The 24,624-nt window shown below is 26.9% G+C and carries 20 protein-coding genes; 19 read left to right on the top strand and 1 reads right to left on the bottom strand.

Annotated elements, in window-relative coordinates; genetic code table 11:
- Window positions 1–39: 39 nt before the first annotated feature.
- The gene (locus tag BUB01_RS06145; RefSeq protein WP_072985826.1) at window positions 40–372 is read right to left on the bottom strand and encodes a hypothetical protein; all 333 of its coding nucleotides are present in this window, start codon (window positions 370–372) and stop codon (window positions 40–42) included.
- Window positions 373–636: 264 nt separating this feature from the next.
- Between BUB01_RS06145 and BUB01_RS06140 the strand changes: the two genes are divergently transcribed.
- From BUB01_RS06140 to BUB01_RS06050, 19 genes are all read left to right on the top strand, one after another.
- Entirely contained in the window at window positions 637–1,518 is an 882-nt protein-coding gene (locus tag BUB01_RS06140; protein WP_072985825.1) for a DUF4261 domain-containing protein, read from the top strand.
- A gap of 310 nt (window positions 1,519–1,828) precedes the next feature.
- Window positions 1,829–2,503: a response regulator transcription factor gene (locus tag BUB01_RS06135; protein WP_072985824.1), complete on the top strand. Its 675-nt coding sequence runs from the start codon at window positions 1,829–1,831 to the stop codon at window positions 2,501–2,503.
- Between the two features lie 243 nt (window positions 2,504–2,746).
- On the top strand, window positions 2,747–4,183 hold the full coding sequence (locus tag BUB01_RS06130) for a sensor histidine kinase (RefSeq protein ID WP_072985823.1): 1,437 nt from the start codon (window positions 2,747–2,749) through the stop codon (window positions 4,181–4,183).
- 87 nt (window positions 4,184–4,270) lie between these two features.
- Window positions 4,271–5,092, top strand: coding sequence for a DUF3919 family protein (locus BUB01_RS06125; RefSeq protein WP_242958378.1), 822 nt, complete (start codon window positions 4,271–4,273; stop codon window positions 5,090–5,092).
- A gap of 33 nt (window positions 5,093–5,125) precedes the next feature.
- On the top strand, window positions 5,126–6,172 hold the full coding sequence (locus BUB01_RS06120; protein WP_072985821.1) for an ABC transporter substrate-binding protein: 1,047 nt from the start codon (window positions 5,126–5,128) through the stop codon (window positions 6,170–6,172).
- Between the two features lie 50 nt (window positions 6,173–6,222).
- A complete protein-coding gene (uhpT, locus tag BUB01_RS06115; RefSeq protein ID WP_072985820.1) occupies window positions 6,223–7,641 on the top strand; it encodes a hexose-6-phosphate:phosphate antiporter in 1,419 nt (472 codons plus the stop codon).
- Between the two features lie 352 nt (window positions 7,642–7,993).
- Window positions 7,994–8,230 (top strand): helix-turn-helix transcriptional regulator, encoded by a 237-nt coding sequence (locus BUB01_RS06110; protein ID WP_072985819.1) that lies wholly within the window; start codon window positions 7,994–7,996, stop codon window positions 8,228–8,230.
- The gene (gene def / locus BUB01_RS06105; protein WP_072985818.1) at window positions 8,231–8,683 is read left to right on the top strand and encodes a peptide deformylase; all 453 of its coding nucleotides are present in this window, start codon (window positions 8,231–8,233) and stop codon (window positions 8,681–8,683) included.
- A 67-nt stretch (window positions 8,684–8,750) separates the two neighbouring features.
- The gene (locus BUB01_RS06100; RefSeq protein ID WP_143152459.1) at window positions 8,751–9,053 is read left to right on the top strand and encodes a hypothetical protein; all 303 of its coding nucleotides are present in this window, start codon (window positions 8,751–8,753) and stop codon (window positions 9,051–9,053) included.
- Window positions 9,054–9,630: 577 nt separating this feature from the next.
- Entirely contained in the window at window positions 9,631–11,682 is a 2,052-nt protein-coding gene (locus tag BUB01_RS06095) for a transglutaminase domain-containing protein (RefSeq protein WP_072985816.1), read from the top strand.
- Window positions 11,683–12,153: 471 nt separating this feature from the next.
- Window positions 12,154–14,256, top strand: a complete 2,103-nt coding sequence (locus BUB01_RS06090; protein ID WP_072985815.1) for an N-acetylglucosaminidase — start codon at window positions 12,154–12,156, stop codon at window positions 14,254–14,256.
- Between the two features lie 218 nt (window positions 14,257–14,474).
- Window positions 14,475–15,713 (top strand): transglutaminase domain-containing protein, encoded by a 1,239-nt coding sequence (locus BUB01_RS06085; protein ID WP_072985814.1) that lies wholly within the window; start codon window positions 14,475–14,477, stop codon window positions 15,711–15,713.
- 153 nt (window positions 15,714–15,866) lie between these two features.
- Window positions 15,867–16,793 carry a CAP domain-containing protein gene (locus BUB01_RS06080; protein WP_072985813.1) on the top strand — a complete coding sequence of 309 codons (927 nt, stop codon included), beginning with the start codon at window positions 15,867–15,869 and terminating at the stop codon, window positions 16,791–16,793.
- 201 nt (window positions 16,794–16,994) lie between these two features.
- Complete coding sequence (locus BUB01_RS06075; RefSeq protein ID WP_072985812.1) at window positions 16,995–17,471, top strand: chemotaxis protein CheX; 477 nt, start codon at window positions 16,995–16,997, stop codon at window positions 17,469–17,471.
- 276 nt (window positions 17,472–17,747) lie between these two features.
- Window positions 17,748–18,866 (top strand): glycosyl hydrolase family 8, encoded by a 1,119-nt coding sequence (locus tag BUB01_RS06070; protein ID WP_072985811.1) that lies wholly within the window; start codon window positions 17,748–17,750, stop codon window positions 18,864–18,866.
- 3 nt (window positions 18,867–18,869) lie between these two features.
- Window positions 18,870–19,724 carry a GGDEF domain-containing protein gene (locus BUB01_RS06065; protein ID WP_072985810.1) on the top strand — a complete coding sequence of 285 codons (855 nt, stop codon included), beginning with the start codon at window positions 18,870–18,872 and terminating at the stop codon, window positions 19,722–19,724.
- Between the two features lie 4 nt (window positions 19,725–19,728).
- Entirely contained in the window at window positions 19,729–21,156 is a 1,428-nt protein-coding gene (locus tag BUB01_RS06060) for a hypothetical protein (RefSeq protein ID WP_143152458.1), read from the top strand.
- A 5-nt stretch (window positions 21,157–21,161) separates the two neighbouring features.
- Window positions 21,162–22,427 (top strand): glycosyltransferase family 2 protein, encoded by a 1,266-nt coding sequence (locus BUB01_RS06055; RefSeq protein WP_072985808.1) that lies wholly within the window; start codon window positions 21,162–21,164, stop codon window positions 22,425–22,427.
- A 10-nt stretch (window positions 22,428–22,437) separates the two neighbouring features.
- On the top strand, window positions 22,438–24,516 hold the full coding sequence (locus BUB01_RS06050; RefSeq protein WP_072985807.1) for a cellulose biosynthesis cyclic di-GMP-binding regulatory protein BcsB: 2,079 nt from the start codon (window positions 22,438–22,440) through the stop codon (window positions 24,514–24,516).
- The last annotated feature ends 108 nt before the right edge of the window (window positions 24,517–24,624 follow it).

The raw sequence follows: 24,624 nt of genomic DNA, 5'->3' as shown, positions 1-24,624 counted from the left end.
AGGTTTGCTGTTTTTTATATTATATAAATATCATATGAATTATGAAATTTCAGTAGTAATAATAGCAATTTCTCCTTGTCCAGCTATTACTAGACTATTTCCTTTTTTTATAGTACCTAGATTTATAACTTCATTAACAGTATCAAATTCTTTAAAAAATTTTATATCTCCTTCATTATCAAGTATCATTAAACTTGTACGAACGTTTGGTGTTACAAGTGTAGCAGTAGCTTTATAATTTTCAAATTCAGAAATATTATAAACTCCTTGTTTATAAACATTTGATATTGCTAATACATTTAAATTTTCAAAAGTAGAGATAATAATTAGAAAGATTATTGAAAACAACATTAAGAATTTTTTGATTTTCACTATATACACCTCCCCTAAATTTATAGTTTCTCCTTTAAATAAAAATATACATTTATATTTAATTATTGTATAAAAGGTTACATATATCTCATTAATATCATTTTAATTAGTTTTGTGATTAATATCTAAATTGATGTAGTGATTTTATAGATTAAATTAAACAAATATTTTAGTTGAAATAATTGTTGATTGAAATAAAATATGTTAAATTATGATACAATTGTACTACATACTAGTTATAAATTTATAAAAAGGGAGTATATTATGTTTAACTTTAAAAATAAAAACGAAAATGTTGAAAAAAAAGAAGAAGTAGTAATAGATGATGGCTTCAAGAGAGTGTATAACATACAGCTATTTTATAAAGAAGAACCTATTATTAATACAGACAATATATTAAACAGATTGAAGAAAAGTTGCGGAGATGTGGATGTTTTATATAAATCAGATAAAGAAGAGATGGTATCATTTATATTTAAAGACCATACAGTGGAATATAAAGATGCTCAAAGAGTTCCATCACAATGTATTATAGCTAAATTTAAAAAGGATATTGATTTGGATGATTTAAAGACAACATTGCAACAAAGTTGGAGTTTAAAAAGTGGAGAAGATGTTTTAAGGGAGGTTAAACATTCCATTATAATAAATGATATGATGGCTGGAGGATTAGAGTATAAGGAAAGACTTGAGTTATTTCAAAACGTAGTTTTAGCAGTACTTGCAGAAAGTAATTGTGTGGCTATAAATTGGGAAATGAGTGGACAAATTATAGATTCTAAAGAGTATATGGAGTATGTAGAAAGAGATTATTTATATGGGGCTCTTAATGTAAGATTTTATAATATTTCTAATGGAGAAGATGACGAAATGCTTATGGATACTTTAGGGCTGGCAGCGTTAGGATTACCAGATTTACAATGTCATTTTAAAAATATTGACCCGAACAAGGTTAGCCAAATGATATATAATACAGCTTATTATATATTTGAAAAGGGCGATATTATTGAAGATGGAAATACTGTTCAGGGAATAAAACCAGAAGATAAATGGGTATGCCAACATGAAGTTGCATTAGTAGCCCCTGAAAGAATAGTCTTAGACATAAATCCAGGTAAAGGATTTGCTGCAGGTGGCAGAGAATAAATATTTATAAGTATTATTTACTATAAGATTGTTTTGAATAAAAAAATAAATTATAAAATTGTTTTATATATTTCTATTATCATCAAATAAATTATATTGTAAAATTATTTATTTGATGATATTCTTTAAAGGCACTTAAATTAAAATATGAGTACTATAATAAACTTAGCTTTTGAAAAGAAAAGCTAAGTTTTTAAGTGTGTTTTTTTATGTATAGGAAAAGATATATATATAATAAATTTTTATTTATATAGATATTTTAATTAAATATGTGATTATTGAAGATTTATATAAAGATTGAGGTATACGTATGAAGATATTAGTAATAGATGATGAAAAAAGTATTCTTAATTTAATCAGAATGAATTTAAAACTTGAAGGATATGAGGTTGTTGTAAGTATGACTGGGCTTGATGCTATAGATAAGTTTAAGAGGGAAAAGCCTGAACTTGTCATACTAGATATTATGTTGCCTGATATAAGTGGGCATGAAGTTATACAAAGATTTCAAGATATAGATAGTGAGGTTCCTGTCATTATGCTTACAGCTAAGAGTCAAATAAATGATAGACTTTTGGGGCTTCAACTAGGTGCTGATGATTATATTACCAAACCATTTAATAGTGCAGAACTTATTTTAAGAATAAAGGCTATAACTAAGAGGATTAAGAAAAGAGAATCTAAAACCAAGAATAATGAGATAATTATAAAAGGTGTAAGGGTTCTAAAGGATGAGAGAAAAGTATTTATAGATGAAAAAGAAGTAGTTACTACTTACAAGGAATTTGATACATTGCTTTTGATGATGGAAAATCATAATAAGGTTTTTACTAGAGAAGAACTTTTAGAAAAGGTATGGGGATATGAGTATGAGGGTAATACTAGAGCTGTAGATATTTTAGTGCAAAGACTAAGAAAAAAATTGGATCCATATTCAGAAAGTTTAACTACTGTTTATGGGGTAGGTTATAGATTAGAGTTATAATAATGGGTATTTATGAAATAGTTGGGAGTTTAGAAGAGAGAGTGAAGTTATAATAAGATAGAACACTCTTAGCTTTTTAACTCTCAATTTTTATAATTTTTTTATTAATATATATGTTGTAATATGTTTTCTGAAAATTAAATTTAATATTATTTTTATTTTATGTTTAATACGTTTATTAATATAAATGTAGGTTTTAAATTGCAACATATATTATAGTAAATTTGTTTAGGATGTGTTTTAATGAAAAATTTAAATTTAAAAATAAAAACTAAGATTATGCTTATGAATATGGGAATTTTGATTCCTGCTATAGTTTTGATTTATATAGTAACTATAAATAATTTATATAGTAACGTTAAAAAAAGTGCTATTGATTTTCTAACTAAGGAAAGTTATAACGCTCAGCAATATATAGCAAATTATATTGAAAATGATAAGGAAACAGATATAGAAACCAATTTTGTTAATAAATCAGAACTTATTAATACATTCTTAGCTAATAAACTGAGCTTTAGAATACAGATATATAACAAGAACGGCAAGATTTTAGCTGATTCAGTTATGAATACAGTTAGTCTTTATGATGAGGATATAACTAGTGCTATAAAGGGAAATAAGGCATATGTTGTAAAAAAATTTGATGGACGTATTTACATATTGTTTTCAAGTCCTATTTATTCTAAGGATAAAACATTAGGTTGTGTAAGATATATTTATCCTGTTGATAGTGGGCAGAATCTTATAAATAACATGTTTATAATTATGGGAATCGTAGGTTTGGTAGCTATTTTTATATCATGGCTACTTAGCAATATCTTTTCAGAGAATATAGCAGGGCCTATAAATAAATTAAAGCTTGTATCAGAGAAAGTGGCAGCTGGAAATTATGAAAGTAAAATAAATATTAAAAGTGGTGATGAAATAGAAGATTTGGCAAAGACTTTTAATGTTATGTCTGAAAGTATAGAGAGCTACATAAAGAATCTAAAAGAAGAGAAATTAAAACAAAAAGAGTTTTTAGATAATGTTACACATGAATTTAAAACACCATTAACAGCTATAATAGGTTATTCAGAACTTATTCCTAGGTTAGAGGATAAGGAAGATGTTGATGAAAGTTTAGATTATATAAAAAGTGAAGGGGAAAGACTTTTAAGATTAGTCGAAGAGCTACTTGAGTTGTCTAAGTTAGGTAAAAATGAGTTTAATGTAGAGCGTAGTGAAAACAATTTAAAGGAGATTGTTGAAGAAACCTTGAGTGCTGTAAAGCAAAGATTAGAAAAATATGATATAGCCTTAAGCAAAGAGTTATTTGATATTTATTTATATATAGATAGAGACAAAACTAAGCAAGTTATTTTAAATGTTTTAGATAATGCCATAAAGTATAGTGAATGCAATATGATTAATATAAAGCTGAAAAGGAAAGAGGATAAAATTATATTAAGTATCATTGATAATGGTATAGGAATAGGTAAACATCATCTAGAAAAACTTTTTGATCCTGTTTATAGAGTTAACAAAATACATTCTAGAAGCAAAAATGGAAATGGATTAGGTCTTTCAATATGTAAAGAGATAATGAAAAAGCAAGATGGAGATATAAAAGTTTATAGTGAGGAAGATAAATGGACAGCATTGGAAATAATCTTTAAAAAAAGCAATGTAAATTTATGAAAACGATAAATGTTACAATTATGAAACATTTATGAAATATTTTTGATGAAGTAAACCTTTATTATATAGGAGGAACAGGAAGTGAAGATGAATAATTCAAGATTTAAAATTATAGGTATATATATTCTTGTAGTACTTCTTTGTATTGTAGTAACAATATTAGATCATAGGTCTTTTTATAATAAGGTTACAATAATAGATGATAAAGAAGAGGTAGTTAAAAAAATAAATATGTCTATACCTACAAAAATTACAATCTCAAATGAGAGATGGGGAGAGTATGTTTTTGAAAATGAGAATTCTATTAAAAAAATATGGAATTTAATAAATGAGATTACAAAGGATGCTTCCTATAATAAAGATTATATTAACAAAGGTAATGAAGTTAAAATAACGGGAAATGTTTATTATTTAAATGGAACAAAGGATAGTTTTGAAATAAGTAATGTGCTTTCTTTAAATAATAAAATATATAACGATAGTTATAAGCTTCCACTTATAAATAGCTTGAAAAACAATTTGTTAGGATATTTATATTCGCCTTTTAATATAGTAAAGTTTATGAGTTCTAATAGTAGGATGACAATAAGTGATGCTCATAATAGTATTAAAAAATTAAATGACTCTCATAAGGAAACTATTAAAAATACAATGAGTAATTCAGTAAAGCTTGAAAATGATGAAGAGATTATGGCTCTAACAACAGATAAAAAAGAAGCTTTAGCTCATATAAAAATCTATATTGATGATAATGATACTAATTTAAAGATTAAAAGCTACAATGTGGTAAATATTGATGTTTATGATAATGATTTTTTTGTTGTTCAATATATGGGTGACGAGAATGGAAGACATATATATATGAGAGGTAAACTCAAAGATGTATGTGAAAAAATAGTCAAAGAATAAAACAGAATTTAACTTTGATTTAGGAGGATTATTATGAAGTTTAAAGGATTTATCTTGTTTGCTTTGCTTTTAGTTATGTCATTAAGTGCTATATCTTGTAGTGAAAAATCTGAAAAAGTGACTTTTAAGAACGGCTATCCTGATCTAAAGGGCAAGCATTTAGTAGTCTATGTTTCATCTAGAGATGAAGTTGGAAGAGCACTTTTAGAGCTTTTTAAACAAAAAACAGGTTGTACATATGAATATATGAGAATGTCTACTCAAGAAGCTGTTGAGAGAGTTAGAGCGGAGAAAAGGGATCCTAAGGCAGATGTATTTATAGGAGGAACTTGTGATGCTCATGCTTTAATGAAAAAAGAAAGGCTTTCAGAAAGTTATATTTCAAGAAATTATTCAGGGGTGCAAGATAGATATAAAGATAATGAGGGTTATTGGATTGGGTTTGAAGTAGAACCATTATCTATTGCAGTTAACAAAGATAGATGGGATAAGGAATATGCTAACAAAGGTTTGCAAATACCTAAAACTTATGAAGATTTATTAAATCCTGTATATAAAGGTGAGATTGTAATACCAGATGCTAATAATTCAGGAACAGCTTATACAATGATAGCTTCTTTAGTACAAAGTATTGGAGAGAAAGAGGCTAGAACCTTACTAAAAGGGATAAAGGCTAATGTAGGTGAACTCACAATGACAGGTTATACACCAGCTCAAAAAGTTGGAACCGGCGAGTACCTAATAGCTATAAATTTCTTAGGAGATCAATTTTTGGTTAAGAATTCTGGTTTTAATATAGTAACTAATGTACCTAAGAATTGTGGATGGAATATAGATGCTATTTCAAAAGTTAAAAACGGTCCAAATGATAGTGCTGGAAAATATTTCGTAGATTTTTGTACTAGTAAAGAAGCAGCAGATGCATTAAAAAACATTTCTTTTGGAATGTCTACAAGAAAAGATACAGAAGTCAAAAATGGGATAAATCTTAATGAGTTAAATATATATGAAGAGTATAATTTTTCAAGAGCTAGTGATGATAAAAATAAACTTTTAGAAATGTGGAATAGTTTAAATTAGTTAATAAATTTTACATTATATAACATACAACTAAAGAGGAGGATAAAATAATGAACAAAGTAGCTAAATTTTTTAGCATTCAAAAACAAAGTGTTTCTGTTCCGATGGAGGAACAAAGAAAAAGATGGTTTAAAGAATTTTTGAAAGCTTTCGTAGTTCTAATTGTAGTATATGCGAGCATGTACTTAATTAGAAACAATCTTAAAGCAGGACAACCTTTATTAAAAAAAGAGCTTGGATTTACAACGTCGGAACTTGGATATATAGGTTTTGGTTTCTCTATAACTTATGCGCTAGGTAAGAGCTTACTAGGTTACTTTATTGACGGTAAAAATGCAAAGCGTATAATATCAACATTATTAATTATGTCAGCAACAATTGTACTTATAATCGGGTTTGTTTTATTATCAGGTAACAAAGCAACTGGAGCAATACTATTATTATGGGGAATAAGTGGATTCTTCCAAGCACCAGGTGGACCAAGTTCATATTCTACAATAACTAGATGGACACCATCTAAAAAAAGAGGAAGATACTTAGGTATCTGGAACATGTCGCACAACATAGGTGGGGCGTTAGCAGGTATGTTAGCATTATGGGGAGCAAATACATTTTTCCATGGTAAAGTAGCAGGTATGTTTATAGTTCCAGCTATAGTAGCAGGCTTAGTTGGTATAATAGTTTTATTCATAGGTAAAGATGAGCCAGAAGAATTAGGCTGGAACTCAGCAGAAGAAATATTTGAAGAAGTTAAAGTAGAAGTTAATCCAGAGATGGAGACGATGTCAAAGTTTGAAATATTTAAGAAATATGTTTTAAGGAATCCGTGGATTTGGATATTATGTGTAGCTAATGTATTTGTTTATATAGTACGTATAGGTATAGATAACTGGGCACCATTATATGTTACAGAGCAGTTACATTTTGGAATGGGTGATGCAGTAAATACAATATTTTATTTTGAAATGGGAGCACTTTTAGGTAGTTTTACATGGGGATTTGTATCTGATTTATTAAAAGGTAGAAGAGCAATAGTTGCAGTATTCTGCTTAGTATTAACTGCTTTCGCGGTATTAGGATACAGATATGCAACAAGTGTTACTATGGTAAATGTTTCATTATTTATATTAGGTGTGCTGATATTTGGACCACAATTATTAATAGGGATATCACTTGTTGGCTTTACACCTAAGAGGTCTATAGCGGTTGCTAATGGATTAAGTGGTACATTTGGGTACTTATTTGGCGATTCTACAGCTAAAGTTATACTTGCTAAAATTGCTGATCCTAAATCATCAGGTGTAAGTGTAGTTGGAATAAATCTTCATGGATGGAATGATGTGTTCACAGTATTCTATGGAGCACTTATTATAGGAGTTTGTCTTTTATTATTAGTTGCTTATGCTGAAGAAAAGAAAATAAGAGCAGCTGCAAAAGCAGAAGTTGAAGTTCAAGAATTAGCAGCGTAAGTGAGTATCCCGATTTTAGATTTGGCTATGTGAAGTTAAGTGAAAATCCAAATTTAAATTTGACTATTTTAGCTTACTCTGTAAGAGTACTTATACGTATGCAATGAGTAGTAGTTTCCTTATAAATTATAATTAATTTTCCAATTTTAAAATTCATATAATATTAAAGAGGTGTAGTAATATTTTGCTACACCTCTTATTTATAGAGAATTGTAAAAGATTTGAGTTGTATAATCTATACACGTTTTTTATAAATTAATTTAAAAGCAACATATATGTAATGTTAACTTGACTCTATGATGACATAGGTATATATTTATAGTGTAAGGTTGACATTACAGGAGATGAGATTATGAAAAATAGATTAAAAGAATTTAGGGAAAAAGAAGGATTAACTCAGGAACAATTAGGTGAGCTTATAGGTGTTTCAAGGCAAGCCATCAATGCTATCGAAACAGAAAAATATGAGCCATCAATATGGATAGCTTATGATATTGCTAAGGTATTTAATTGTTCTATAGAGGAGGTATTTCTTTTCGAAGAAAGTGAAAGAAAGTCAAGGTCACAGCAAAGTAAAGGAGGGATTTAAATGGCATTAAGACAAATTAGAGTTTATGGTGATGAAATACTTAGAAAGAAAAGTAGAGAAATAAAAGAAGTGGATGATAGGGTAAGGCAAATACTAAATGATATGGCAGATACCATGTATAACACTGAAAATGGTGCAGGACTTGCTGCGCCCCAAATAGGCATATTAAAAAAATTAGTAGTAATAGATATGGGAGAGGGACTTATAAAATTAGTTAATCCAAGAATACTTAAAGAAGAGGGAAAGCAGGAAGTTGTAGAAGGATGCTTAAGTATACCTAATGTATGGGGGAAATTAATAAGACCTGAGAAAGTTGTAGTTCAAGCTTTAAATGAAAATGGAGAAGAAATGATATTAAATGCTAAAGGAGAACTTGCGAAATGTTTTTGCCATGAAATAGATCATCTAGAAGGAATGTTATTCACTGATTTAGTTACTGAATATGTTAAATAAATATATATATATTTATTTAAAGAGATTAAATATTTATAGTTTATAATAAAAATTATAAAGGGAGTAGGTGAAGATTTTGTATTATAGCTATAGTTCAAGTTTTATTACTTTTGTTATTGCATTGCTAGTAGCAATGACTATATATTTTGTAATAAAGAAGTCAAAGGCAGGGGTTAAGGCTAGTGTAATTTCTATTGTATTAATATTAGTATGGTATATATTTAAAAGATTGAGTTTTCAATTAGCTATTATGAAGTTTAGGTTTGCTTGGGGATTTAACAGATTTACATATAATTTATCATTTTTAATACATATATTAATAATATTTGTAGTTTTATATGCTTTATTTAAGATATTTGGTAAGAAATAGGGACGAAAGTCCCTATTTTTTATGACTTTTTATCTAATATAATATGATCTTTAATTTCTATAAAAAAAATATAATTTATTATGAAAAAAATATAATTAATAATATTTTTGGAAAATAAAATTTAATTTAATTTTATTAAAATAAGTAATGAAGAAAGTGAAAAAAATGTCGAAAATAAAAATAAAACGTATTTCAAAGAGGCATTTAAAATAAGTAGAAGAAGATTATAAGCTTTAATTATTATAATGATTTGATTTCATAAACAATAACAATCTCAGCTTTTACGTATATATAAGCATCAGCTATGAATTAAGCTAATTCTACAGTTACAAATAATTATTTTTGTATAAGAGATACAAGTGTTGTAAAAGAGATAAACTCAGGTAATACAGTTATATTATACAAAGTAGATACTATGTAAATTTGTAATAAGGGGGGGTGAGAAGCCATTTAAACAAAAATGCTTTTATAACATTAAAATATTTCTAAAAAAATATCATAATTAAATATCAAAAGACAATTAGGGATAAAAAATATTAACTTAAGAAGAAACCTAATTTTATAGGGAGATGACTAAATGAATAGAAAAAAATTTACAAGAATATTGGCTGTAATGGTATTTTCAATTATGTTCTTTTTAAATACCCCAATTGAAGGAGTTGCTGATAGCATCATTGTTCAAAAAGTAAATACAAATTTACAAAATGGAGTTCCAGTAAGTCATACTATTACAAATGAATTAAAATTATATAATTATTCAAATACTATGCAAGTATCTAATTTAAGTGACTTGCAGAATCAGATTCAAATTTGTATAACAAATAAAAACACATCTATATCTTTAGTTTATACGGGGGGAGATGTGACAAATTGGGTATCTGCTATAAGTGGAAGTATTGAAACTGTTTTAGGAAAACCAGGTAATGATTATGCGGCTTATACAATTAGTGGATATAGTTATAGTTATAATACTATAGGTGATATAACTATTAATTTTACTTATATAGAAACTGCGGCTCAATCTAGTTTTGTTAATAGTTATGTTAATCAAACAGTACAAAATATAATAACTCCAGGTATGACAGATGAACAAAAAGAAAAGGCAGTAAATGATTATGTTGTATCCCATGTTGCATATGATACTAGTTTAGTACAGCATTCAGCTTATGCGGCACTAGTAACTCCATATAAAACTGTATGTCAGGGATATGCTTTATTAGGATATAAAATGTTAATAGCAGCAGGGCTTCAAGCTAGAATTATATCAGGAACTGGTGGTGGAGAACCACATGCATGGAATCTTGTAAAAGTTAATGGTAGCTGGTATCACTTAGATATGACTTGGAATGATCCTATTCCAGATGTTCCAGGAAGAGTAAGATATGAGTTCTTCAATTTGGATGATGATCAAATGTTAGCTTATGACCATAATTGGGACAAAACCCAATATGTTGGTTATGAATCAAGTAAACCCTATGTAACTAGTGATAGTGATATCTTGAATATGGAAAAAATGGTTCAAACTCCGATATTAGAATTAAATAATGTAACAGTATATAACAATATAGGAAAATCAGATGTGGTGATATTCAAAAATTTGAAAGCAAAAGATGTAGTTACAATATACTCAGCAGATGGAAATACTGTATTAGGAAGAGGAACAGCATCGAGTGCTGGAGGATTAGCTGTAGGGTTAATAAAACAATTAGATGAATCAACATTAAAAGTACTTGTATCAGTTAAAAGTGATACTCTAAAAGAGAGTGATAAAATACAAGTAAGTTATAGTCCAGAAGCGTTAACAGCAAAGTTAAGCTCAACGAATGTAACAGTATATAATAATATAGGAAGAACAGATGTAGTAATATTCAAAAATCTAAAAGCAAAAGATGTAGTTACAATATACTCAGCAGATGGAAATACTGTATTAGGAAGAGGAACAGCATCGAGTGCTGGAGGATTAGCTGTAGGATTAATAAAACAATTAGATGAATCAGCATTAAAAGTACTTGTATCAGTTAAAAGTGATAATCAAAAAGAGAGTGATAAAATACAAGTAAGTTATAATCCAGAAGGGTTAACAGCAAAGTTAAGCCCAACGAATGTAACAGTATATAATAATATAGGAAGAACAGATGTAGTAATATTCAAAAATCTAAAAGCAAAAGATGTAGTTACAATATACTCAGCAGATGGAAATACTGTATTAGGAAGAGGAACAGCATCGAGTGCTGGAGGATTAGCTGTAGGATTAATAAAACAATTAGATGAATCAGCATTAAAAGTACTTGTGTCAGTTAAAAGTGATAATCAAAAAGAGAGTGACAAAATAGAAGTAAATTATAATCCAGAAGGGTTAACAGCAAAATTAAATCCAGCCAATGTAACAGTATATAATAATATAGGAAAATCAGATGTAGTAATATTCAAAAACTTAAAGGTAAAGGATATAGTTACAGTATATTCAGCAGATGGAAATACTGTATTAGGAAGAGGAACAGCAGCAAAAGCTGGAGATTTAGCTATAGCATTAACAAAAAATCTTGATGAATCAGTATTAAAAGTACTTGTATCAGTTAAAAGCGATAATCAAAAAGAAAGTGATAAAGTACAAGTATCTTATAAGTGATATGATATAAGATAAAATGGTATAAAAATTCAAACTATATTTCAAGCTAGGATTTACTAAATAGAAAATCACCTTTTAAAAAGTATTAATGTAATTTTAACTTACATTAAATAAAAGGTGATTTTTTATTTTTTTAATTTAGTAGCAAATATATTTGTAATTTTACTTAATATAATAGGCTTAAATAATATAAAAATATATATTAACTTATTAACTTTAATTAAATCTTTTAAAGTTAATAAAATACAAAAAATAAATAAAAAGTTAATACACAAACAGAAATGTTAAATGTGGTTAAATGTTCCTTTAAAAAATTATAAAGTTATGAATAAAAAAGTCGAAAATATTAAAAGAGAGATTTTCGGAATTTTTCTAAATGAAATATTGTTAAAAATAAGATAATTAAATATACAAAAAAGAATCAAATAGTAATACTATAAATTTAGTGAAATTTATACATGGGGTGGGTAAATGAACAGAAGAAAAATCAAAAAAATAATAGCTATAACAATATTTTCAATTGCTTTATCTTTAAATATACCAGTAGAAGCGTTTGCAAGTACTAATATTGTTCAAAATGTAAGTACTAATTTACAAAGTGGTACTCCAGTAAGTAAGACAGGTACAACTGAAATAAGGACATATAATGCTTTAAGCAGTATACAAACAAAATTAGATACATCAAAAGTAACAGTATATAATAATGTAGGAAAAGCAGATGTAGTAATATTCAAAGACTTAAAGGCAAAAGATATAGTCACAATATATGCATTAGATGGGAAAACAGTATTAGGGAGAGGAATAGCGGCAAATGCTGGAAATTTAGCTGTAGCTTTAATGAGACAGCTTAATGAATTAACAACAAAGGTACTTGTATCAGTTAAGAGTGAAAACCAAAATGAAAGTGAAAAATTGGGAGTTAATTATAGTTTAGAGGGTATAACTGCTAAATTAGATGCATCAAAAGCAGTAGTATATAATAATGTAGGAAAAGCAGATGTAGTAATATTTAAAGACTTAAAGGCAAAAGATATAGTCACAATATATGCATTAGATGGGAAAACAGTATTAGGAAGAGGAACAGTAGCAAATGCTGGAAATTTAGCTGTAGCTTTAACTAAGCAGTTAGACGAATCAACAACAAAGGTACTTGTATCAGTTAAGAGTGAAAACCAAAATGAAAGTCAAAAATTAGAAGTGAATTACAATACAGAATCAGTAAGTAGTAATCTAGATATATCAAAAGTAATGATATATGATAACTCAAGCAAAGCAGATGTAGCAATATTTAAGGGATTAAAGGCAAAAGATGTAGTTACAATATACTCAGCAGATGGAAATACTGTATTAGGAAGAGGAACAGCAGCAAAAGCAGGAGATTTAGCTGTAGCTTTAGCAAAGCAGATTGATGAATCAGTATTAAAGGCACTTGTATCAGTTAAAAGTGAAAATCAAAAAGAAAGTGCTAAATTAGAAGTAAAATATATTGTAGAAGAAGTAACAGCAAAATTAGATCCAACAAATGTAACAATATATAATAATGTAGGAAAAGCAGATGTAGTAATATTCAAAAACTTAAAGGCAAAGGATACAGTTACAATATATGCATTAGATGGGAAAACAGTATTGGGAAGAGGAACAGCAACAAAAGCAGGAGATTTAGCTGTAGCTTTAACTAAGCAGCTTGATGAATCAGCATTAAAGGTACTTGTATCAGTTAAAAGTGATACTCTAAAAGAAAGTGACATGGTAGAAGCAAATATATTAGGAAATCCTATGGGAACAAATATTAAAATAAATTATTTTGATACAAATTTAACGTTTAATGGATTTTTAAATAGTCAAATGAATTTAGCTACCAAAGCTCAAGTATGGAATGATGGACTTTGGATTGATGCCACTAAAGATCAAGTTAGTTATTATTTAAATCCTAATAACTTTATAAATGATATTGGAATAAACCAGTTCTTAAAATTAAATTACATGGATGGAATTACAGCTCAAGATTTAAACTCTGTATTAGTAGGAAAGGGTGTTTTAGAAGGAAAAGGACAAGCCTTCTTAGATGCAGGAAAATTATATAATGTTAATCCTGTGTATTTAGTGGCTCATTCATTTTTAGAAACAGGAAATGGTACTTCAAAATTAGCAACAGGAATTTCACTTAATTCAATACATGAATCGTTTGGTGATATAAATTCTAAAGTGGTATCTTTGAATAAAACTGTTACTGTATATAATGTTTATGGTTATGGAGCTTATGATTCTAATCCAGATTTATGGGGCTCAGAAAAAGCTTATGCTCAAGGTTGGTTTACAGTAGAACAAGCTATCATTGGAGGAGCTAAATATATATCTAGTGGTTATATAAATAATACAACTTATAATCAAAATACATTATATAAGATGAGATGGGATTTAACGACTTTATCTAAAAATCCAAGTGCTTTATATGCTCATGAATATGCTACAGATATAGGATGGGCTTATAAGCAATCTCAAATAATGAAAAATATTATAATTAAAATGAAAAGTTCTATATTTTATTATGAAGTGCCTAAATTCATTCAATAAATTTTAAAATAATTCCTTCTTACGAATTTCGTAGGAAGGAATTATTTATGTTTAAGCAAGGAAGAAATGTAAAAAAATCAATAAAAAATTTATTGTTTTTTATTGTCATTAAAGTTTTTTAAAAAAATACGATAAATAAATGTCGAATAACTTGATGAGAAATTTATTTAATTATAATTTTAACTAATAATAAATATTTTCTATGGGGGTTTGAGGTTATGAATAGAAAAGTAATAAATAAATTAATTGGAATAGCAATAATTTCAGTAGCATTAACTATTAACATGCCTATAGATGCTTTTGCAAGTACCGCAGTTGTTCAAAAAGTAAATACTAATTTGCAAAATGGAGCAGTATCAAGTAATACTGTAACAAGTGGAATTAAATTATATTATGGGACAAACATATCAGTATCTAATGTAAATGAATTAAAGAATCAAATAGAAAGTTGTTTAACGAATCAAAATACCTCAGTATCGTTAAAATATACAGGAAGGGATATAACTGATTGGAAGGCTACTATAAATAAATGTATAAATGATGTATTAGAGAATCCGAAGAATGATTATGCAAGATATACTATGAGTAGTTATAATTATAGTTATAATACTATAGGAGATATAACTATTAAATTTACTTATATAGAAACAAAAGAGCAGTCTAAAGTTGTTGATACAAAGGTAAAGGAAATAATAAAAAGTATAATAAAGCCTGGAATGACCGATGAGCAGAAAGAAAAGGCTATAAATAATTATATAGTAACTCATGTAGCTTATGATACTAGTTTAGCACATCATTCAGCTTATGCAGCTTTAGTAGCTCCAAATAAAACTGTTTGCCAAGGTTATGCACTATTAGCGTATAAGATGTTAAAAGAGGCAGGATTTCAAGTAAGAATTATATCTGGAACAGCTAATGGAAATACTCATGCTTGGAATTTAGTAAAAATAAATGGTGCTTGGTATCATTTAGATACAACGTGGAATGATCCAGTCCCAGATGTACAAGGAAGAATAAGATATGATTATTTTAATTTAGAAGACGCTCAAATAAGTGATTCAGTACGTAAACATAGCTGGGATAAATCAAAGTATGTAGGATATGAATGTGTTACTCCATATACTACAAATGATTTAGATATTTTGAAATCCTCAAGAATGAACGAATCAAAAGCACCTAGCTTAAATAATATAACAATAACTAATAATAAAGGGACTTCAGATAAAATAAATGTTTCTGGTTTAAATGCAGGTGATACTGTAAAGGTATTTTCTGATGGCTCAGTAACAGCTAAAGTTTTGGGACAAGCCGTAGTTACTAATGGAGCTAAAGAAGTAAATGTTAACATTTCGCAATTAGGTGCAAATGGTGGAAAAGTATATTTATCTGTTATTAATAAAGGGAAGATAGAAAGTGCACGTATAGGAAAAGCCTTTAATGCAGAAGCAATTAAATAATGATATTAATTTTAACTAGGGTCTTGTACCCTAGTTTTTTTGTATATAATTTCAAGTTATTCATGTTTTATTAAGAATAAACAAATATTTATCAAATTATACTTGATAAATATTCCTATAATTAATAAAATTACAATTGGGAGGTATTTAAAAGTGAATGAAATATTTAATAAGATTAAAAAAGAAAAAATAAAGGTGACGATAATTAGTATAGTAATAATATTAATTATTGTGAGCGGAATTATTATTTATAATAGTATAACTAATAATTCAGTGAACCATAAGCAAGAAAAAGTTTCTATAGAAAAGGAAAGTAATGAGGTATTAGAAGCTAATAAAATTGATGCGGAGGGTGAAAAAGTAAAAAAAGAAGATAAGGTTAGAGAGCTAGATAAAACAGAACAAGTAAAAGATAAAGGGAATCCTACACAAAAAGCAATTAATGAAAATAAGAATGATGAAGTCAGTAAAAAAGATTTAGTGAATGATTCTATAAGTAATTCAAATTCTGTGACTAAGAAAAATATAGAATCTTCACATAAAGCTACAGTAGAAGAAACTCCAAAACAAGCAGAAACAAAAGCAGAAATAGAAAGAGTTAAAATGGAACTATTGGCCAATAATTATCAATATACATATGATAATGAATTAGAGAATGAAGTTTTAGCATTAGTTAATGAATTCAGAACTAAGAATGGATTAGCTCCATTAGCTTTAAGTTCAACATTAAGGGAGTCTGCAAGATATAAATCAAATTCAATGTTACAATTAGATTATTTTGCTCATAGTAATCCTCAATATGGAAATAAGGATTGTATGTATCTAATGAGAAATGTTTTTGGTGTTGATGCCAGTTACTATTCTGAGAATATATTAAGTAGACTTGAAACAGAAAAATCTACAGCTAAACAAATATTTGAACAATGGAGGAATTCACCTCCTCATAGAGAAGACATGCTTAGTTCAGAGGCTAGGAAAACAGGTATAGGAATAGTTAGAGCTGAAAAGACAATAATCAGAGATGGACAAGTTAAAGGAAAAGCTTTTAATTTATATGGAACAGAGCATTTTACTAATTAGTATTTAAAGTGAAGAAAAAGACTTTAGTGAATAACAAATTAAAGAATAAAAAATTAAATTAACTTATAAAGAATAAATACTTAATGTTATCTTGAGATTAATTTAGTATATGCCAATTAAAGATGAAAACGGTGTAAGATTAGATTCTATAAAAATTTGATTAAGATAACTTGATAAGTAAGAAGTTTACGGAGGTACGATATGAAAGTTGAAATTATAAATTCTTTTATTAAAGCATTGGAAAGTACATTGAATGAGAATGGAGGTTTTGTTTTATATTGTAAAGGCAAGAAAGCATTAAATTGTGTTAATATTAATAAAAAAGTTGCTATTATAATAGATTTGTTTGGTAAAAGTACAATTCATGGGAAAGTAATAATTACTATGAAGGAAGAAATTGCACAAAAAATAATTGGATTTTTATTAGGCGGTGCTGTAGTTAGTGAAATAGATTCTATGGGAGTTAGTGCTTTAGGAGAGTATGGAAGTTGGGTGGTTTCTTCTGCAACAACAAATGTTCAAGAGTTTGGAGAAAAGATTACTGATTTTAAGGTAGATATAGAAACAAATTTGGAGGGTATAGAGGACAAGGAAGTTTATTGTTATGGAAAACCATTCATATCATTAGAATATTTAATAGACAATCACGATATAGAATTATCTGTGGCAGTATCATAATTTAAAATATATTTTTAAATTGTATAGTAGTATTATTAAGAAAATATAAAAAGAAAAAGGTTATATTAAATCATTATATAATATGTTTAGGTTTAATAGTAGTTAGACAAGCATAAATATTGATTAACTACTTTTTATTTATTGTTATACTTATGTATATATAAGGTTATAATACATTAAGAAACGTGTGCTAATTTTAGCACACGTTTCTTAATGTATAGAATTTATTTTTAGATTATGTAAATATCATAAGAAGAGTTAGAAAGGGGAAGCAAATTGAAAAAGTGGATTATATTGATTATTATAAGTATACTTCTAACAATAGGCATAATTATTAGAAGTAATTTAAGTTATATATTACCTTGGAATATACAAAAGTCATGGGTTAATAGAATCAAAAGTAAGGAAGAAATTTTAGTATATGATTTTATAAATAAGAAATTAAGTGAAGACAATTATGGTATATATACAAATTATTTAAAAGAAAATTCTGATGGAGATATAACTAAAGGTCATGATGTTCTATCAGAATCAGAGGGCATAATTATGTTATACGCAGTAGAAGAAGGGGATAAGGGACTTTTTAATAAGCATTATGAAATAGTAAAAGAAAGCATGATAACTAAAGATGCATTAGTAGCTTGGAGAAAAAATAAGGAGGAAAAATCTGAAACCTCTGCAACAATTGATGATTTTAGAATCATAAAAGCATTGATATATGGATATAGTAGGTGGGGAGATTTTAAATATAGAAAAACTGCTATAGATATATCAAATAGTATATATAAAAATTTAATAGTAAATAATAGAGTTATAGATTTTAAAGATGAATATGGAAAAGCAAAAGATACCACTATTTGTTACTTAGATTTAAATACTATGAAGTTATTAAGTGAGGTAGATAAAAAATGGAATAATGTTTATGAGGATTCTATAGCACTAATAAAAAAAGCTAAAATTTCTAAAGAACTTCCTTTATATAAAAAAGTATATATTAATGAAAAAAATTTTTTTGAAGAAAGTAATGATGTTGATATGCTTTTAAGCTTAATAACTATACTAAATAAAATAGAAGCAAGTGAAGGAAAGGAGGAAATAAGTATAAAATGGATAAAAAAACAATTTGATGAGACAGGAGTTTTATGTAGTTTTTATGATATAAATACGGGAAAAGCTAAAACTAATGTGGAATCTACAGCTATATATTCCACAGCAGCTATGATTTTTTCAGAGTTAGGTGACAAGACCTATTATAATAAAATGCTTAAAAAATTGCAGACGTTTCAAGTAAAGGATAAAAATTCGGAGGTTTATGGTTCATTTGGAAATGCCGAAACAAAACAAGTATATTCTTTTGATAACCTAAATGCTCTGTTAGCAATACAAAGGAGATAAATTATGAGAAATGTAGAGATAAAAATAAAAGGTTTATTTCTAATATTAATGTTACTAATATATTTTGTTTTTATAATGATATATATATCTGGAAAGGTCATTGATACAAAACAATTTGTAACGGTTAGTTTTATTTTGCTATCTACAGTTACGGCATTTTTAAAAACAAGGATAAATAAAGTTTTTATTGCTTTATTTTCTACATTTTTATATGGAAGTTATTTGTTTTCTACAGTTTTATTTAGTGGCGCAGCTGTTAAAATTGATTTTTCTAGTTATATATGGCTTATTTTATTCCCTATTTTTGTGTATGTATCTGGGGGATTAGGTGAAGCAATAAATGAAATACTAGGAAAAATAGAAAAGTTAAATCAAAGAAAGAATGAACTTTTAAGGGTGGATCCAGTAACAGGTTTTAAGAATAAAGTTGAGCTTATACAAAATTTAAGAGATGAAATGAAGAAAGCTAAAAGACATTATTTTGCACTTTCTTTGATGATTTTAGAACTTCAATATTTTGATGAATTACAGTCTATACATAGCGAGGAAGAGATAAATGATATATTTTTTAGCATAGCAAGAGTTATAAATGAAATAGCTAGAGTTGAAGATATGAAGTATAGAATAGCTAATAATAAATTTGTTATAGTTTTACCTTTTACAGACTTAAAAGGGTCAGAAATAATAAGGGAGAGACTTAGTAACAATATAAGGAATATTGAAATTTTAAATAAAACTGAGAGTGCTAGAAATATTACTCTTACCTATAAAATTGGTATTAAGGAATATGATAGGAAGGTAGAGAATCCATTGGATTTATTAAATCTTACTGAAAAAGAATTAGAATATGACGTTTAATAAGATGAAAAAAAATATTTTTATCATATTTATATTGATAATATATATAGGTTTTATAGGTAATTTAACTTGTTATGCAAAGGAGAATGAAAAGGTTTTATTAATATATAATGAAACTAGCTATATGACGATACTTCCAATGCTATATCATGTAGGTTTTGATGTTTCCATAGTTAATGACAATAATTTTGTAAATACTCTAATAAATAAATTTGATAAGGTAATTTATTATAGTGAAAAGTCTAAGGGAAAAAGTGAAATATTAAATTATATTAATGAAAATAGAAAAAAATTTATATCTATAGAGATAGATATGTATAACTATTCTGATATAAGTATGCATGAGAAAGATGGGAATCTGTATGTTAATAATTTTACATCTACAGATATTTTAAAAAATGCAATTCTTTCAGAATATATTCATAATTTTTATAAAGTAAAAGATAATGATAAGGCAGAATACTATATAGAACTTAAGGACATAAACGCAAATTATGATTATAAGATATTAGAAAATAAGTTAAAGGTTTTAGAAGATTATGCAGAAAACACTATATTATCTATAAACCCTTTTCTGGTTCAAAATGGTATTGAATATAAAATAATTAATAATAATGAATTATTACAGCTTTTGATAAAGGCACAAAAACAGGGTTTTATAATTGCTATGGAAAATAATATTTATATAGATGATATAAGAAGTTCTTTTACTGATTATAGTTATTATGAAAAAGATATGATGCCTGATAGGCGTGAAGCTGTATATAGTTTTGCGAATTCTAGAATCAATAAAGTATTAGAAGAACTTTCAAGCTTAGGGTTATTTCCTGTAATAGTCTCATTTAGTGATAATGTTAATGAGAGTATGATAGATAAGAAATATAATTCAGAAATGTTATTTAAAGAAAATTTAAAACATTTCCCTTTAGCTATTTCTAGTGAAGATTTAGGATATAATTTTTTTGATTATAATCTAAATGGAGATGTAGTTTCAGGTAAGAAAATAATTTTAGATAAAAATAATATTTCCTTATTAGAGGCTTTTATAGATAGAGTAAATCTTAAAAAAAGAGGAGTATTTTATATAGAAGTAAGGGAAAATACTGAATTAGGGAGTTTAGAGTCTATACTCAATAAACTTAATAATAAAGGTATTAAAAGAAAAGACTTTTCATATATAAAAGGAACAATTAAGGTAGATAAAAAGTCTTATGATGTTAAAAATGCTAAGGCTGTAGTGAGTGATGAATTTTTAACATATGTAAAAGATAAGTTAGAAGAGGAAAAAAGATCCGGTGTAGGAGGATTTAATACTGCATTTTTTTATACTTCTATAATATTTGCAAGCTTTATATTAATTGCAGTAATTATATTCTTGTATATAACTTTAAGGGGACGAAAAAAACGAAAGAAAAATTTATTCAAGGAGTGATAGGCATGCAATATAAGTTTGTAGATTATGTGTTTCTATTTTGCATAATGTCTATTTGGATACTTTTATTATATAATGGGTTACTTACTTATTTTGGCTATAAATATTCTGTAGAATTAAGTAAATATCCACTAGAAGTAATAAAGAATATGAATAGATTTCCTAAGATATCAATTTTAATACCAGCTCATAATGAAGAATTAGTGATAGGCAAAACTGTATTATCGATTTTAAAACTAGATTATCCAAAAGATAAGATGGAGGTTATAGTAATAAATGATAATTCCTCAGATGGAACAGGGAGAATACTAAAGGAGATACAAGATAATAATAAGGATAGGGATATAAAAGTAATAACCACTAATAAAGAAAATGGAGGAAAGGGCAAATCAAATGCCTTGAACCTTGGGTATAATTTATCAAAAGGTGAATTTATAGTAATTTATGATGCAGATAATACTCCAGAACCCATATCGCTTAGGATTTTAGCTTATACAATAGATAATAACAAAGATTATGGAGCAGTCATAGGTAAGTTTAGAACTAGAAATAAAAGAAAAAATATACTTACAAAGTTTATAAATATTGAAGGGCTTAGCTTTCAATGGATGGCTCAAGGTGGTAGATGGAAGATATTTAATTTATGCACCATTCCAGGAACAAATTTTATTTTAAGAAGAAGTATTATAGAACAAATAGGTGGTTGGGATACCGAGGCTATAGCTGAAGATACAGAAATAAGCATTAGAATATATCAGCTAGGTTCTAAGATTTGCTTTATGCCACTAGCTGTAACTTGGGAACAAGAGCCTGAAACTATGAAAATATGGTTTAAGCAAAGAACTAGGTGGGTAAAAGGAAACGTATATGTGTTATGGAAGTACTTAAAAAAACCTAAAGAGATAATAGGTAAGAAGATTGCTGTAGATATATATTATTATTTTGGAGTTTATTTTTTATTTCTAATATCATTAATAGCCTCAGACATTATTTTTATATTAGGACTTTTTACATCAATAAAGGTTAGTGTTTCTGGTGTATTTGTGATAATTTGGCTATTATCTTATGTAATGTTTGTATTGCAAGTTAATATAGCCTTGAGTATAGAAAAGGGTGAAGCTAATAGAGAAAATTTCTTTTTAGTATTATTAAGTTATTTTACTTATTGTCAAATGTGGTTCTTAGTGACGATAAAAGGAGTGTATGCTTACATACAAGATAAAGTTCTAGGTAAAAAAGCTACTTGGTATAAAACAGAAAGGTTTGAATAGGTGTAAACATATGAAAAGAATTTTTAGTATAAGTATGATTTTTATATTATGTATAAATCTTTTAACAATAAAAGTAATGGCTGCACCAGCGAGTTTAGAAAAAATCTATAAATATCCAAAGGATACTGTTTTACAAGGTGTATTTCCAAGTTATAGCTTTGGGTTTAATGTAGATAATCATTGGATTTTAAAGGATGATAATTATGTGTATTTAAGTTTTGATGTTTCAGAGGTGGAGGAATATTTGAATTCAAGTATAACTGTTAGTTTAAATAATACTCCTTTAAAAAGCTTAAATATAAGTAACATTAAAGGAAATAAAACTATTAAAATCTCACTGCCAAAGGATAGTATATTAAAGGGGTATAATTCTATTCGAGTTACTGCTTTTCATAAAATCACTAAAGAAAAATGTGAATTTGATGATGTTAATGTAGCTAATTGGATAACTTTGAGAAAGGAATCAAATGTACATATAAGTTATGATTATGAAGAACCTAATTATAAAATTAGTAGCTTCCCATATCCATATTTGAAAATCAATACTGAAAATTTAAGTGATTTTATTATAGTTGTAAATAATAAGCTTACAGAGGTTGAATTAAGTTCAATACTTAAGCTCTCTTCATTACTTGGAAGAGAAGCGAATAGAGAAAATATGAATTTTAAAATAGTTAAAGAGTCAGATCTATCTGATGAGGACAAAAATAATAATATTATTTATTTAGGAAAGTATGAGAATGCTCCATCATTTGTAAAATCAGCTGTTTTAGAAGGTGAAGAAAAGCAAATAACAGATAATGCTTTAGTAGTTAATATAAAATCACCTTTAAATGCAAATAAAAGTTTATATATAATAACATCTAAAAATGATTTGTTATTATCAGAAGCTTTATATTATATAGAGAATAAAGATGCAAGAGAACAACTTAATATAGGTAGAGTTATATTAGGAAAATATTCAGGGGAAAAATCTATAAAAACAGATACTTCAAATATGTCCTTTGAAAAGTTAGGATTTGATAATATTAAACTTATAGGTTCTTTTTACAATAGCGCAAATTATGGAGTTGTTATTCCTAAAGATAGGGCTATTAATGGTAAAGCATATATAGACCTTAAATATAGAACCTCAAGAGTAATAGATTTTTCAAAGTCTACAATTACAATCTTTATAAATGGTGAGTTTGTTAAAGATGCTCATATTGAAGAAATAGCTGATGATAGTGAAAGAGAATTAAAAGTCTATATACCAGGGAAATATAAGCCTGGTGATTATTTGAATATAGAGGTTGCTTTTTATTTGGCACCTAAAGATTTTCAATGTTATGAGCAAGGTAGAGAAAATTCTTGGGTTTATGTAGATAAAGAATCTTATATAGATTTTGGAAAAGCAACTAATGATAAAATATTGCTAAATTATTATGGTTATCCATTTATAAAAGATGGAGAATTTAATAATTTGAAAATAGTGCTTCCAAGTAAGATAAATTCTAATATAATAACAGTTGCAGGTAACATATGTAGTTATTTAGGAAGAGATACTAAGTCTACTGGTGATTTATATGCTATATATGATCAAAATTTTAAAGAAGATAAAGCAAATTATATAGTTTTAGGAGCACCAAATACTAATAATCTTATAAAAAAATATAATAATAACTTAAATATACCTTACGAAGATAATTTTAATACCTTTAAGTCTACGCAAAAGCTTCCTATAGTTAATAATTTTAAAAATTATGATGCTACTTTAAATTTGATAAAAGCACCTTGGAATAGAGATGGAAGTATATTGTTTTTTACATCACCTAAGGAAGAGTTGATTTATAAGAATATGAAGTTCTTGGTAGAAGATAATTTTGTTAAAAAAGTAAAAGGTGATGGAACAATAATAGATACGGAAGGTAGCGTATTTAATGCATATTTTAAAGTGAAAGAAGAGTCTGTAAAAGATAATGAAGGTAGTTTAATAGAAAGGATAGGTAAAGAAAGATTATATATAATTGTAATAGCAAGTATATTTATAATTACTATCTTAGGAGTTGGAGCATGGACTCTATTTAAAGACAAAAGAAATATTAAATAAAGGTTAAAAATATTATTTATAATTATATTTACAAAGTTGAAAAATTTAATATTTATAGTGAAATGAAAATCCTTCTTACGAATCTCGTAAGAGGGATTTTTTGTTTTA

The sequence above is a fragment of the Clostridium cavendishii DSM 21758 genome (assembly GCF_900141845.1).
Lineage (GTDB): Bacteria > Bacillota > Clostridia > Clostridiales > Clostridiaceae > Clostridium_AG > Clostridium_AG cavendishii.
Note: the sequence above shows the minus strand (reverse complement) of the source record. Positions and strands in the feature narration are given on the sequence as shown.